Origin of the sequence: Acidovorax benzenivorans (assembly GCF_028680575.1) — a bacterium.
In the GTDB taxonomy this organism is placed as follows: domain Bacteria; phylum Pseudomonadota; class Gammaproteobacteria; order Burkholderiales; family Burkholderiaceae_C; genus Acidovorax; species Acidovorax benzenivorans.
This window is the reverse complement of the sequence record NZ_JAPCKI010000005.1, coordinates 1-12,272: the sequence shown is the minus strand read 5'-3', so window position 1 is coordinate 12,272 and position 12,272 is coordinate 1. Positions and strand designations below refer to the sequence as shown.

Here is a 12,272-nt window from a genome sequence, read left to right as displayed (position 1 = left end):
CAGCTATATTTTTGATAGCAATCCAGATTCCTCTGGCAACCACTGCCGCAGCAAGGTATGCAGTTGGTCAGGCGCCACCGGCTTGCGCAGCACCAGGTAGCCCTCGTCCTCCGCCTGGCGCAGCGCTGGCGAATCCCATTCACCGCTGACCATGGCCAGCGCGGCATCGGGGCACAGGGCCTGCAAGCGCTGGAGCAGCGCGAACCCACTTTCGCCCGAGCGCAACCGCTCGTCGCAGAGGATGGCCTGCGGCATGAAGCCCTGCGCCAGCCACCCCAGTGCCTCGGCGCCATCGGCCGCGCAGCGCACCTGCACGCCCCAGTCCTGCAGCAGTTGCTGCCAGCCTGCGGCCACCTGAGGGTCGTCGTCCACCACCAGGCAGCGGCCTTGCAGCCCACCCCGCCACGCGGACGCGGGGGGTGCGGCAATGGCCACTTCGCTGGACGCGGCTTGGGGCAGCCGCAGCCAGAAGCGCGAACCGTGCCCCAGGCGCGACACCAGCCCCAGCGGCGCGTTCATCAGCTCGGCGCAGCGCGCCACCACAGCCAGCCCCAGGCCGTAGCCCGCATCGTCTGTCGCGCGCGTGGCGGCGCTGCGGGTGAAGGGCGAGAAGATGCGCTCGCGCTCCTCGGCGGCCACGCCCGGGCCGGTGTCCCACACCTCCACCTGCCAATGCCCGGCGCGGCGGCGCACGGCCAGCAACACACCGCCGCGTTGCGTGTACTGCAGCGCGTTGTGCACCAGGTTCACCACGCACTGGCGCAGCAGCATCGGGTCGGCCTGCACCCGCGCACTGGCTGGCGGCGGACGCAAGCGCAACACGAGGCCCCGGGTGCGCGCAGATTCCCCCAGCAGCATGGCCACCTCGCGCAGCAGCGGCGCGAGCGCCACTGCCTGCGAGCGCGCCTGCACGGCGCCAGCCTCGATGCGAGACAGGTCGAGCAGCGCATTGCACATCCATTGCAGCGACTGCACGCCCTGGCGCAGGTTCTGCAAGGTAGCGTCCAGCGCCGGGTCCCGGTTGCGCAGCACGATGGATTCGGCCAGCAGCCCCACGGCGTGCACGGGCTGGCGCAGGTCGTGGCTGGCGGTGGCGAGGAACTGGTTCTTCACGGCCAGCGCCTGCTCGGCCTCGCCCTTGGCGGCGCGGAATCGCTCCGTCAGGTCCACATTGCTCAGAAAAAATTGGTGGCTGATGCGCGCGTTGCGAAAAAACACACCAAACGCCAGATGCATGGGCAACAGGTACTTCCAGTGATCGGGGAAGACATAGGGCACCGACAACAGGCTGACCGCGTAGCTGGTGAAAAAGAAACGCTTGAAAACCACCAGCGCCGCCGACTGGTGAGCGGCATGCGCCGACACCACCAGCGTGGAGCCACAGATGAACACCACGCGCAGTTCAAAGGGCGTGTCGGGTCCGGCAGAAGCCACCACGCTCATCAGCACCGCGCCGTAGACAGCCGCCAACATCTGCACCCGACGCAGCCAACCAGCGACGAACTTTGGACTGACCTCACCGCCTCCTTGGCGCAGCAGGTCACGTTGCCACCAGATCCAGAGACCCCATGCCGCAGCGGTCAACAACAAGGCTGCCAGCCACCACCAGGGGATACCCGACGGCTGCAAGCCCAGCGAATACAGCCAGATCGCCCCCGGCAGCCCCAGTAACGGCATGACCGTACAGCCGTCGCGCACGCGCATGAAGCTGTTGCCCAACAACTGCAGCCGGGCGGCGGGCGCCAAAGTGTCCCAGGAGAGCACGCGTTCGGAGTTCATCGGGCCGATGTTGGCATCTTCCCGCACCAATCACCCCCTACCTTGGGAGGGTTGCGTGTTGACACCGATGCATGGCAGCGCTTTCCAGTGCGTGCGGCAACCGGCTCAGGCCAGTGCGCGCTGGATGATGATCTTCTGCACGTCGCTCGTGCCTTCGTAGATCTGGCACACGCGCACGTCGCGGTAGATGCGCTCCACCGGGAAGTCGTTGACCACGCCGTAGCCACCCAGCGTCTGGATGGCCGCGCTGCACACGCGCTCGGCCATTTCGCTGGCAAACAGCTTGGCCATGGCGGCTTCCTTCAGGCAGGGCTTTCCGGCATCGCGCAGCGCGGCGGCGTGCCAGATGAGCTGGCGCGCGGCCTCGATCTGCGTGGCGCAGTCGGCCAGGCGAAAGCCCACGGCCTGGTGGTTGAAGATGGCCGTGCCAAAACTCTCGCGCTCTTTGGAATACGCCAGCGCCGCGTCGAACGCGCTGCGCGCCATGCCCACGCTTTGCGCGGCAATGCCGATGCGGCCGCCTTCGAGCGCACCCAGGGCAATCTTGTAGCCCTCGCCCTCGGCGCCAATCAGGTTCTCGGCCGGGATGCGGCAGTTGTCAAAGTTGATCTGCGCCGTATCGCTGCTGTGCTGGCCCAGCTTGTCTTCCAGCCGCGCCACCACATAGCCGGGGTTGCTGGTGGGCACGAGAAACGCGCTCATACCCTTCTTGCCCGCACCCTTGTCGGTGACAGCAATGACGATAGCGACCTGCCCGTTCTTGCCGCTGGTGATGAACTGCTTGACGCCGTTGATCACGTATTCATCGCCCTGCTTCACAGCCGTGGTGCGCAGGGCAGAAGCATCCGAGCCCACATGCGGCTCGGTCAGGCAAAACGCGCCCAGCATTTCGCCACGGGCCAAGGGCGTGAGCCAATCGCGCTTTTGCTGGGCATTGCCGTAGCGCATGAGGATGGCGTTGACGGGGCAGTTGGTCACGCTGATGGCGGTGCTGGTGCCGCCGTCGCCGGCCGCAATCTCTTCGAGCACCAGGGCCAACGTGACGTAGTCCAGGTGGGCGCCGCCGAACTCTTCGGGCACGCAGATGCCGTAGGCGCCCAATGCGGCCAAGCCTTGGTGCGCCTCCTTGGGGAAGTGGTGTTCCTTGTCCCAACGCGCGGCGTTTGGCCACAACTCGGTCTGGGCAAAGTCGCGCACCGCGTCGCGGATCATTTCCTGGTCTTGGGTCAGCAGCATGGGAGTGTCTCCAGAGTCGTTGTTCAGAAATTCGGGGGGCTTACCGGCTTACCAATGGGATGCGCGGCGGCCGTCGTGGTGCAGCAGGCGGCCTTTGTCGGCGGCGGTCACGCTGGCCAGGGTGCTGCACAGGCCGCGCACGCTGTCTTCCACCGTCAGTGGCGCACTGCCGCCGCCCATGTCGGTCTGCACCCAGCCGGGGTCGATGGTGACCAGCGTGGCGCCGGGGTAGTCGTGCTGGGCGGCCGCCACGGCCATGTTCAGCGCGGCCTTGCTGGTGCGGTACAGCCACGAGCCGCTGTTCGACACGCTGCCGATCTGCGACATGGAGGACGACAGAAACGCAAACACGCCGCCCGCATCGGCCACCAGAGGGGCCACCTGCGGAATCGCCTGCATGGCGCCCAGCACGTTGGTGTGCATGACGGCATCAAAGTCTTGTTGTGTGGGTGGCGTGAGTGCGTTGGGGCGGCGGATGACACCGGCCACGTACAGCGCCAGGTCGATCTTTTCGCCGTCGAGCTGCCAGGCCAGGCCGCTGACGCTGGCGGGGTTGGCCACATCGACGGTGAGCGCCTCTGCGCCCAGCGCCAGCACGCGTTCACGGCCTGCGTCGTCGCGCACGGTGGCGATCACGCGGCGGCCTGCGCTGGTGTACTGGCGCACCAGCTCCAGGCCGATGCCCCGCGATGCGCCCATGACGAATATGGAGTTCATTTTCAAGCCCAATATGCCGCAAGCGCCCGTTAATCAAGCGCAATCAGCTATCAATTCAGGAGTAAACACAAAACAACGGTGAAAGGCTAGGCAGACAGGTAACCGGCGTACTCGAAATAACCCGACCACGCGGGGTCGTACGCCACCTTCAGCTCCAGCGACGCCGCCTCGTCGCGCAGCAGCAGGGGCGCCAGCGCCTGCTTGGCCAGTTGTTCGTCGCTCACGTAATACAGCGCCTGGCGTCGGCCCGCGCGCATCAGCGTCAGCACCAGAACGCCCAGCTGCGGCACCTGCAGTAGCGTGGCGGCCTGCTCGTGCAGGTCTTGCACGGCAGTCAGGGTGTCGCTGTCAGGCACCGCCAGGTCCACGGTGAGGGCATAGGCCAGGTCAGCCCGCATGGCCACCGCGTTGGCGCTGGTGTTGACCATGACCACGCCGGTCTCGGGCGCGTCGCCGCCGTCTGCATCGTCAGCGAGCAGCTCGTTGCCGTCTTCGTCGATGGGGCAGTCAAACTGCAGCTCCAGTCCATCCCACTCGGCATCGCCCATCGGGAAGTGGCCGGTGTGGCCCAGGGTGTCGGTCCAGTAGCGGTCAAACACCGGGGGCAGCTGGCTCAGCGGCACCCAGGGGGTGCGGGCGTCACCCGGTGCGCCCACAAAGTCCACAGCGCCCACCTTCACGGCAAAGTCGTATTCGCCCAGCACATGGTCGAGCATGATGAACGCCATGTTGCGCGCGTGGTCCTGGTAGTCACTGGGGATCTCGCGGCCAAAGCGGATCTCCAGCGCCGCCTGGCCGCCGTCCGGCTCCAGCGCCACCAGCACTTCGGATGTGGCCAGCTCGAAGCCCTCCATGCCGATGGGGAAGTCCGGCTGGGTGGTGCGCTCGCGAAACGCACGCACCCGGTAGTGGGGCAGCGCGGGCGCGGCCGCCACCACCTGCGCCAGCAGCGGAAACTGCTCAATGCTGCCGTGGGCCGTGATGATGAGGTCCACCACCGCATCGGTATCGTCGCCAGACATCTCCAGCGCCAGGCCTTCCAGGTGCTGATCAATGAGCGCATTGGCCGACCCCACGCGCTCGCGCAACGGCTGGGCCTGGAGCGATGCCTGGGCATCGGAGAACGCGCGCCAGAAGGCGCCGATGGCGGGAGAGGGGGTGGTCATCGAGGTCCTTGTGCAAAGTCGGGAATCATCCCATCTCCAGCCAGCAGCATCAGACGAGTTCCAGCGCCACCGCCGTGGCCTCGCCGCCGCCAATGCACAGCGTGGCCAGGCCCTTGGTGAGACCACGGGCCTTGAGCGCGTACATCAGCGTAACCATGATGCGCGCACCGCTGGCACCAATGGGGTGGCCCAGGGCGCAGGCGCCGCCGTTCACGTTGACCTTGTCGTGGGGCAGGTCCAATTCCTTCATCAACGCCATGGGCACCACGGCGAAGGCTTCGTTGATCTCCCACAGCTGCACGTCGCCCACTTGCCAGCCGGCCTTGGCGAGTGCCTTTTGTGTGGCGCCCAGGGGGGCGGTGGCAAACCACTCGGGCTCTTGTGCGTGCGTGGCGTGGCTCACGATGCGGGCCAGGGGCTTGGCACCCAGCTTCTTGGCCGTGGACTCGCGCATCATCACCAGCGCGGCCGCGCCGTCGTTAATGCTGGAGCTGGACGCGGCGGTGATGGTGCCGTCCTTCTTAAAGGCGGGCTTCAAGGTGGCGATCTTCTCGAGCTTGACCTTGCCCGGGCCTTCGTCCACCGACACCACGGTCTCGCCCGCACGGGTCTTGACGGTGACGGGCACGATCTCGGCCGCGAACGCACCGGACTCGGTGGCCGCCTTGGCGCGCTGCACGCTGGCGGTGGCAAACGCGTCCTGCTGCTCGCGCGTAAAGCTGTACTTGGCCGCGCAGTCTTCACCAAAGGTGCCCATGCTGCGGCCCGCTTCGTAAGCGTCTTCCAGGCCGTCGAGCATCATGTGGTCGAAGATGCGGTCGTGGCCCAGGCGGTAGCCGCCGCGGCCCTTTTGTAGCAGGTAGGGGGCGTTGGTCATGCTTTCCATGCCACCCGCCACCATGACGTCGTGCGTGCCGGCCAGCAGCATGTCGTGCGCCATCATCGCGGCCTTCATGCCGGAGCCGCACATCTTGCTGAGCGTGACGGCGCCCGCGCCCTTGGGCAGGCCGCCTTTGAACGCCGCCTGGCGAGCGGGTGCCTGGCCCTGGCCGGCCATCAGGCAGTTGCCGAACAGCACTTCACCCACGGCGTCGGGCGACACACCGGCACGCTCGATGGCGGCCTTGATGGCGGCGCCGCCCAGGTCGTGCGCGGCCAGGCTGGAAAAGTCGCCTTGCAGCGAGCCCATGGGGGTGCGTGCGGCGCCGACGATGACGATAGGGTCTTGGGTAGAGGACATGGTGGATATCTCCTTGGAGGGGTTCGGTGGTGGAAAAGGGGATGGCTGCGACCTAGGCCACATGCGGCAGCGCCTGGCGCACGGACGACACGCTGTGCGCGAAGCGCCGGTCCGTGTCGTAGGGAAACACGTCAAACATATGGCCTGCCTGGATGCGCTCCTTGTGCGACTGCCAGAACGCGGCGTCGAGCAGGTCAGCGTGGTGCGACATGAACACCTCGCGCACGGCGTCGTTGCCGAGCAGGAAGGGGCCGAAGGTTTCGGGGAACACATCGCGCGGGCCCACGCTGTACCAGACCTCACCGCTCATTTCTTCCTCCTCGTTGCGCGGCGTGGGCACGCGGCGGAAGTTGCAGTCGGTGAGGTATTCGATCTCGTCGTAGTCGTAGAACACGACCTTGCCGTTGCGCGTGACGCCGAAGTTCTTCCAGAGCATGTCGCCAGGGAAGATGTTGGCGGCCACCAAGTCCTTGATGGCGTTGCCGTATTCGATCACGCTGTGCTCCATCTGCTGGCGCGCGCGCGGGTCTGCGAGGCCGGTGTCGAAAGCCTCCTGCAGATAGATATTGAGCGGGATCATGCGCCGCTCGATGTACAGGTGCTTGATGATGACTTCGGTCTGGCCGTCGCCATCGCGGTCGCTGATTTCGAGCTGGCTGGGGGCGAACTTCTCGATCTCGGCAATGAGAGCGTCGTCAAAGCGGTCGCGCGGGAAGGCCACCTCGCTGTATTCCAGCGTATCGGCCATGCGGCCCACGCGGTCGTGCTGCTTGACCAGCAGGTACTTGGCCTTGATCTGCTCGCGCGTGGTTTCCTTCTGGTGCGGGAAGTAGTCCTTGATGAGCTTGAACACGAACGGAAAGCTCGGCAGGTCGAACACCAGCATCACCATGCCCTTGATGCCGGGCGCGATGCGGAACTGGTCGCTGGAGTGCTTCAGGTGGTACAGAAAGTCGCGGTAAAACAGGGTCTTGCCCTGCTTGGCCAGGCCCAGGGCGTTGTAGATCTCGGCGCGCGGCTTGCGCGGCATGAGGCTGCGCAAAAACTGCACGTAGGCACTGGGCACCTCCATGTCCACCATGAAGTAGGCGCGTGCAAAGCTGAACAGCATCTGCATGTCGTCTTCACCAAACAATGCGGCGTCGATGAACAGCCTGCCGCTGTCGTCATGCAAGATGGGCAGCGCAAACGGCACTTCGTGGAAGCCGTTGATGATCTTGCCCACCACATACGCGCCCTTGTTGCGAAAGAACAGGCTGGTGAGCACCTGGATCTGGAAGTTGGCGCGCAGCCGCACCTTGTCGAGGCGGCCTCGCATGGCCGCCACCACGCAGGTGGTGTCGCGCGGCAGGTCGGCAAACTCGCGCTGCAGCTGGAAGTTTTCGATGATGGTCTGGAACGTTTCGCCCAGCGTGTCCCGCGACGGGTAGTAGGCGCGGTAGGTGGGGCGCGCTGCGGGTTCGTCGTTCTCGATGTATTCGGTGCTGACCGCCGGTCGCACAAAGATGAAGTCGTTGTGAAAATGCGTGCGGTGCAGGATCTTGGTGGTGACCGAGTTGAAGAAGGTCTCGGCCAGCTCGGGCTGGTGGTGGTTCACCAACAGCCCGATGTAGTGCAGCTTGACCTGGTGCCACACGTCCATGGGCTGCCCACCCGCGCCAAACTCCTTTTCGAGCCGCCGCACGCATTCCTTCACCCGCAGGTCGTAGAACTCGATGCGCTCGCGCTGCGCCCGCTGCTGGCCGTGCCAGTCACCGGTTTCAAAGCGGTGTTTGGCCCGCGCAGACTCGGTGCGAAACAGCCGGTAATGCCGGTTGAAGCCGTCCATCATGGCCTTGGCAATGCCGTAGGCCTGGGGCGCATCAAGGCGTTGCGGGAACATGGCGGGTGCTCAGCCGTTGCAAAGGGGCGGTGGTGGGCTATTGCCTTTGGACGGCAGCCACGCCAGCAATCGCCGCCTTGTACAGCGAGTCTAGGCCTTCGGTACTGCCCACGGACATGTGCAGATTGTTGATGAGGCCGTCCTTGAGGCCATAGCACCAGCCGTGCAGCGTGACCTTCTGGCCCCGGCCCCAGGCATCGAGCATCACGGTGGTCTGTGCGATGTTGACGACCTGCTCAATGGCATTGAGCTCGCACAGCACATCATGGCGCCACTCGGGCGCGGTGGCCGCAATCAAATCGCGGTGGCGATCGCGCACGTCCTGCACATGGCGGATCCAGTTGTCGGCCAGGCCGACGCGCGTCCCCTCCAGCGCCGCCAGCACGCCACCACAGCCATAGTGGCCCACCACCATGAGGTGCTCAATGTGCAACTGGTCCACCGCGTATTGGATGGTGGACAGGCAGTTGAGGTCCGTAGGTACCACCACGTTCGCCACGTTGCGGTGCACGAACACTTCACCAGGCTCCAGGCCCGTGATCTGATTGGCTGGCACCCGGCTGTCGGAGCAACCGACCCACATGTACTTGGGCTCTTGCTGCGCCAGCAGACTGGTGAAGAAGCCAGGCCGATCGCGCTCCATCTGGGCCGCCCAGGCGCGGTTGTGAACAAACAGGTCGTCGATCGAGGAAGGCATGTGGTCCTTGAGGGATCAGTGGAAACAAAAAAACTCAGCAGGTTTCAGCAAACAGCTCGCGGCCGATCAGCATGCGGCGGATCTCGCTGGTGCCCGCGCCGATCTCGTACAGCTTGGCATCGCGCCACAGACGGCCCAGCGGGTATTCATTGATGTAGCCGTTGCCACCGTAAATCTGCACGCCTTCGCCAGCCATCCAGGTGGCCTTCTCGGCACACCAGAGGATGACACTGGCGCAGTCCTTGCGCACCTGGCGCACGTGGTCGGTACCCAGCATGTCGAGGTTCTTGGCCACAGTGTAGGCAAACGAGCGCCCCGCTTGCAGCACGGTGTACATATCGGCCACCTTGCCCTGGATGAGCTGGAACTCGCCAATGCTCTGGCCGAACTGCTTGCGGTCGTGGATGTAGGGGATCACGTTGTCCATCACGGACTGCATGATGCCCAGCGGGCCGCCGGTCAGCACTGCACGTTCGTAGTCCAGGCCACTCATCAGCACCTTGGCGCCCTGGTTCAGGCCCCCCAGCACATTCTCGGCGGGCACTTCAACGTCCTGGAACACCAGCTCGCCGGTGTGGCTGCCGCGCATGCCCAGCTTGTCGAGCTTTTGCGCAATGGAGAAGCCCTTCATGCCCTTTTCGATCAGGAAGGCGGTCACGCCGCGCGCGCCCATCTCGGGCTCAGTCTTTGCGTACACCACCAGGGTGTCAGCGTCGGGGCCGTTGGTGATCCACATCTTGCTGCCGTTGAGCAGGTAGTAGCCGCCCTTGTCCTCGGCCTTGAGCTTCATGCTGATCACGTCGGAGCCCGCGCCGGGTTCACTCATGGCCAGCGCGCCCACGTGCTCGCCGCTGATGAGCTTGGGCAGGTACTTGGCCTTTTGTGCCTCGTTGCCGTTGCGGTTGATCTGGTTCACACACAGGTTGCTGTGGGCGCCATAGGACAAGCCCACCGACGCACTGGCGCGGGAGATTTCTTCCATCGCCACCATGTGGGCGAGGTAGCCCATGGCGGCGCCGCCATATTGCTCGGGCACCGTGATGCCGAGTACGCCCAGATCACCCATCTTCCGCCACAGGTCCATGGGGAATTGATCGTTGCGGTCAATCTCGGCCGCACGGGGAGCGATCTCTGCCTGCGCGAAGTCGCGCACGGCATCGCGCAGGGCATCGATATCTTCGCCCAGCTGGAAGTTGAGGCCGGGAAGGTTGGCGGGAATGCTCATGGGGTTTGTCTCCTCGTAGAAGGTAGGGAAATGGGCAGGGCTCAGCCCTGGATGCTGTCGCGTCCGGTGACCGCCATGAGAGTGCACCCCATGGTGGCGACCAGCTTTTCTTGGTTGCCGTCGATAGCGAAGGCTCGGCCTTCGCAGACGGTGATGGTGCGGCCGGGCTTCAGCACCCGTCCTTCCATGCGGAATCGCTCGCCTTTGGCAGGGGCCAGCAAGTTGATCTTGAATTCGATGGTGAGCACGGCGGCATCTGCCGCCATGAGGGTGAAACCGGCATATCCGCACGCTGAATCCAGCGCTGTGGACACCATGCCCGCATGGAGAAATCCATGCTGCTGGGTCAGAGCGGCTGCCCAGGGGAGTTCAATGTCTACAGCGCCTGGCGCCACCAATCCCAGCGACGCGCCAAGCGTCTGCATGGCCCCTTGCCGCGCAAAGCTATCGCGCACGCGGTCGGCAAAGTCAATGCAACGCGGCTCAAAGGGGGGCGTGCTCACTGCAGTCTCCTAATTTACGTTTACGTAAACGTCAATTATGGATCAATTTTGCTTTTCTACCTTGGCCAGTAGCGTGCGCGCCTCTTCTTCGTGCTCGCGCACCTCTTCCAGGTTGGCCTGCAGATCGGCCATTTGCTCTTCGAGTTGCTTGCGATGGACCACCAGCACGTCCAGAAACTTGCGGAGCTGTACGCCGGTATCGCGGGGGCTGTCATAGAGGTCGATGATCTCCTTGGCTTCCGTGAGAGACAGTCCCAGGCGCTTGGCCCGCAACGTCAGCCGAAGTCGCGTGCGGTCGCGTGCGCTGTACACCCGGTTGCGGCCAGCGGCACCGGTGCGTTCAGGCTGCAGCAAGCCCATGTCTTCATAAAAACGGATCGCCCGGGTGGTGAGATCGAACTCTTTGGCGAGGTCGCTGATGGTGTAGGTGTTGGCCATGGTAGGTGCTGCACACAGCAGGATCGGTTTCGCACAGGAGACAGCCCAGTGGCTGCAGCTCCCTACAATGCGTCGAGTGCATGACGTTTACGTTAACGTCAATGCTAACCCACCGGACCGTCGCCATGAACCCACTCGAACACCAGATCCACTATCCGTTAGGCGACGCGCTCCCTCCCGAGGGAGGCACCATGGAGGTCGCGCCCGGAATTCACTGGGTCCGTATGGGTCTTCCCTTTGCGTTAGATCACATCAATCTGTGGCTGCTGCGTGACCGCCAGCCAGGTGCTGACGGTGTGATGACAGACGGGTGGACCGTCGTGGACTGCTGTATCGACAGCGCAGCGACCCGTGCGCAATGGGAGCAGATTTTTGTGAACTGCCTGGGCGGCTTGCCCATCCTGCGCGTCATCGTGACCCACATGCATCCAGACCATATTGGCCTGGCCCATTGGCTGTGCGAGCGTTGGGATGTGCGCTTGTGGATCAGTTCCACCGACTACAACGTGGCGCGGGTCGCTGTCTATGACCCGCAAGGGTTTGGCGGAGAAGCAGGGGCAGATTTTTATGCCTTGCATGGCGCCCAAGATCTAGCATTTCTGGCCCATGTACGAGGACGGGCTTCGTATTTTCCGACCCTGGTTCCCGCATTGCCACCCCGCTTTCGCCGAATCATGGACGGAGACACCCTGGACATCGGAGGACGTGTCTGGCGTTGTATCAGCGGCTACGGCCACGCACCCGAGCACATGGCGCTGTTCTGCCCTGAGTTGACCACCTTGATCAGCGGCGACATGGTGTTACCGCGCATCTCGACCAATGTCAGCGTCCATGCCAGTGAGCCCGAGGCCAATCCGCTGCAGTTGTTCTTGACTTCGCTGTTGCGGTATCTGGGCCTGCCGGAGAACACGTTAGTGCTCCCATCGCACGGCAAGCCGTTTACGGGCTTGGCCACGCGCATTGCTCAGCTGCAAAACCACCACCGGGAACGGCTGGAGGAAATCCTACAGGCTGCCCACGACCATGCATTGAGCGCTGCGGATACCTTGCCAATCCTGTTTCAACGCAAGCTGGACACCCATCAGATGACTTTTGCCATGGGTGAAGCGTTGGCGCATCTGCACCATCTGTGGATGGATGGGAAGTTGGAGCGCTTTCTCGATCAGGGCCGTGTTCAGAGATTTCGCGTACCGGACCGCGGATAAACATATCCAGTCCGCTGCCGTCATGCGCTCATTGCGCAGCGCATGTTTTACGCCACGCCAAAGCAAAAAACCCCAGTCATATCTGACTGGGGTTTTCTGGGCTGTAAGAGCCTGACGATGACCTACTTTCACACGGGAACCCGCACTATCATCGGCGCAAAGTCGTTTCACTGTCCTGTTCGGG

General features: G+C 64.1%; 11 protein-coding genes. 1 reads left to right on the top strand and 10 read right to left on the bottom strand.

Features of this window, described 5'->3' with window-relative positions; all coding sequences use genetic code 11:
- Nucleotides 1-3: 3 nt before the first annotated feature.
- From OIN59_RS10350 to OIN59_RS10305, 10 genes are all read right to left on the bottom strand, one after another.
- Complete coding sequence (locus OIN59_RS10350) at nt 4-1,779, bottom strand: ATP-binding response regulator (protein ID WP_274109933.1); 1,776 nt, start codon at nt 1,777-1,779, stop codon at nt 4-6.
- A gap of 105 nt (nt 1,780-1,884) precedes the next feature.
- Nucleotides 1,885-3,015 (bottom strand): acyl-CoA dehydrogenase family protein, encoded by a 1,131-nt coding sequence (locus OIN59_RS10345; protein ID WP_274109931.1) that lies wholly within the window; start codon nt 3,013-3,015, stop codon nt 1,885-1,887.
- 48 nt (nt 3,016-3,063) lie between these two features.
- The gene (locus OIN59_RS10340) at nt 3,064-3,732 is read right to left on the bottom strand and encodes an SDR family oxidoreductase (protein ID WP_274109929.1); all 669 of its coding nucleotides are present in this window, start codon (nt 3,730-3,732) and stop codon (nt 3,064-3,066) included.
- A gap of 86 nt (nt 3,733-3,818) precedes the next feature.
- Nucleotides 3,819-4,898, bottom strand: coding sequence for a DUF695 domain-containing protein (locus OIN59_RS10335; protein WP_274109927.1), 1,080 nt, complete (start codon nt 4,896-4,898; stop codon nt 3,819-3,821).
- Between the two features lie 49 nt (nt 4,899-4,947).
- Entirely contained in the window at nt 4,948-6,138 is a 1,191-nt protein-coding gene (locus OIN59_RS10330) for an acetyl-CoA C-acyltransferase (protein WP_274109925.1), read from the bottom strand.
- Between the two features lie 52 nt (nt 6,139-6,190).
- Nucleotides 6,191-8,020 carry a bifunctional isocitrate dehydrogenase kinase/phosphatase gene (gene aceK, locus OIN59_RS10325; RefSeq protein ID WP_274109923.1) on the bottom strand — a complete coding sequence of 610 codons (1,830 nt, stop codon included), beginning with the start codon at nt 8,018-8,020 and terminating at the stop codon, nt 6,191-6,193.
- 37 nt (nt 8,021-8,057) lie between these two features.
- Nucleotides 8,058-8,717 carry a carbonate dehydratase gene (gene can, locus OIN59_RS10320; protein WP_274109921.1) on the bottom strand — a complete coding sequence of 220 codons (660 nt, stop codon included), beginning with the start codon at nt 8,715-8,717 and terminating at the stop codon, nt 8,058-8,060.
- Between the two features lie 34 nt (nt 8,718-8,751).
- Nucleotides 8,752-9,942 (bottom strand): isovaleryl-CoA dehydrogenase, encoded by a 1,191-nt coding sequence (locus OIN59_RS10315; protein WP_274109919.1) that lies wholly within the window; start codon nt 9,940-9,942, stop codon nt 8,752-8,754.
- A 41-nt stretch (nt 9,943-9,983) separates the two neighbouring features.
- Nucleotides 9,984-10,445 carry a PaaI family thioesterase gene (locus tag OIN59_RS10310; RefSeq protein ID WP_056743734.1) on the bottom strand — a complete coding sequence of 154 codons (462 nt, stop codon included), beginning with the start codon at nt 10,443-10,445 and terminating at the stop codon, nt 9,984-9,986.
- Nucleotides 10,446-10,487: 42 nt separating this feature from the next.
- A complete protein-coding gene (locus OIN59_RS10305) occupies nt 10,488-10,883 on the bottom strand; it encodes a MerR family transcriptional regulator (RefSeq protein WP_056057775.1) in 396 nt (131 codons plus the stop codon).
- Nucleotides 10,884-11,008: 125 nt separating this feature from the next.
- On the opposite strand from OIN59_RS10305, the gene OIN59_RS10300 reads away from it, so the two are divergent.
- On the top strand, nt 11,009-12,088 hold the full coding sequence (locus tag OIN59_RS10300) for an MBL fold metallo-hydrolase (protein WP_274109914.1): 1,080 nt from the start codon (nt 11,009-11,011) through the stop codon (nt 12,086-12,088).
- The last annotated feature ends 184 nt before the right edge of the window (nt 12,089-12,272 follow it).

What these genes read in the sequence shown, in the direction of transcription:
- OIN59_RS10350 (WP_274109933.1), bottom strand. Translation starts at nt 1,779, where the DNA reads ATGAACTCCGAACGCGTGCTCTCCTGGGACACTTTGGCGCCCGCCGCC.
- OIN59_RS10345 (WP_274109931.1), bottom strand. Translation starts at nt 3,015, where the DNA reads ATGCTGCTGACCCAAGACCAGGAAATGATCCGCGACGCGGTGCGCGAC.
- OIN59_RS10340 (WP_274109929.1), bottom strand. Translation starts at nt 3,732, where the DNA reads ATGAACTCCATATTCGTCATGGGCGCATCGCGGGGCATCGGCCTGGAG.
- OIN59_RS10335 (WP_274109927.1), bottom strand. Translation starts at nt 4,898, where the DNA reads ATGACCACCCCCTCTCCCGCCATCGGCGCCTTCTGGCGCGCGTTCTCC.
- OIN59_RS10330 (WP_274109925.1), bottom strand. Translation starts at nt 6,138, where the DNA reads ATGTCCTCTACCCAAGACCCTATCGTCATCGTCGGCGCCGCACGCACC.
- aceK (WP_274109923.1), bottom strand. Translation starts at nt 8,020, where the DNA reads ATGTTCCCGCAACGCCTTGATGCGCCCCAGGCCTACGGCATTGCCAAG.
- can (WP_274109921.1), bottom strand. Translation starts at nt 8,717, where the DNA reads ATGCCTTCCTCGATCGACGACCTGTTTGTTCACAACCGCGCCTGGGCG.
- OIN59_RS10315 (WP_274109919.1), bottom strand. Translation starts at nt 9,942, where the DNA reads ATGAGCATTCCCGCCAACCTTCCCGGCCTCAACTTCCAGCTGGGCGAA.
- OIN59_RS10305 (WP_056057775.1), bottom strand. Translation starts at nt 10,883, where the DNA reads ATGGCCAACACCTACACCATCAGCGACCTCGCCAAAGAGTTCGATCTC.
- OIN59_RS10300 (WP_274109914.1), top strand. Translation starts at nt 11,009, where the DNA reads ATGAACCCACTCGAACACCAGATCCACTATCCGTTAGGCGACGCGCTC.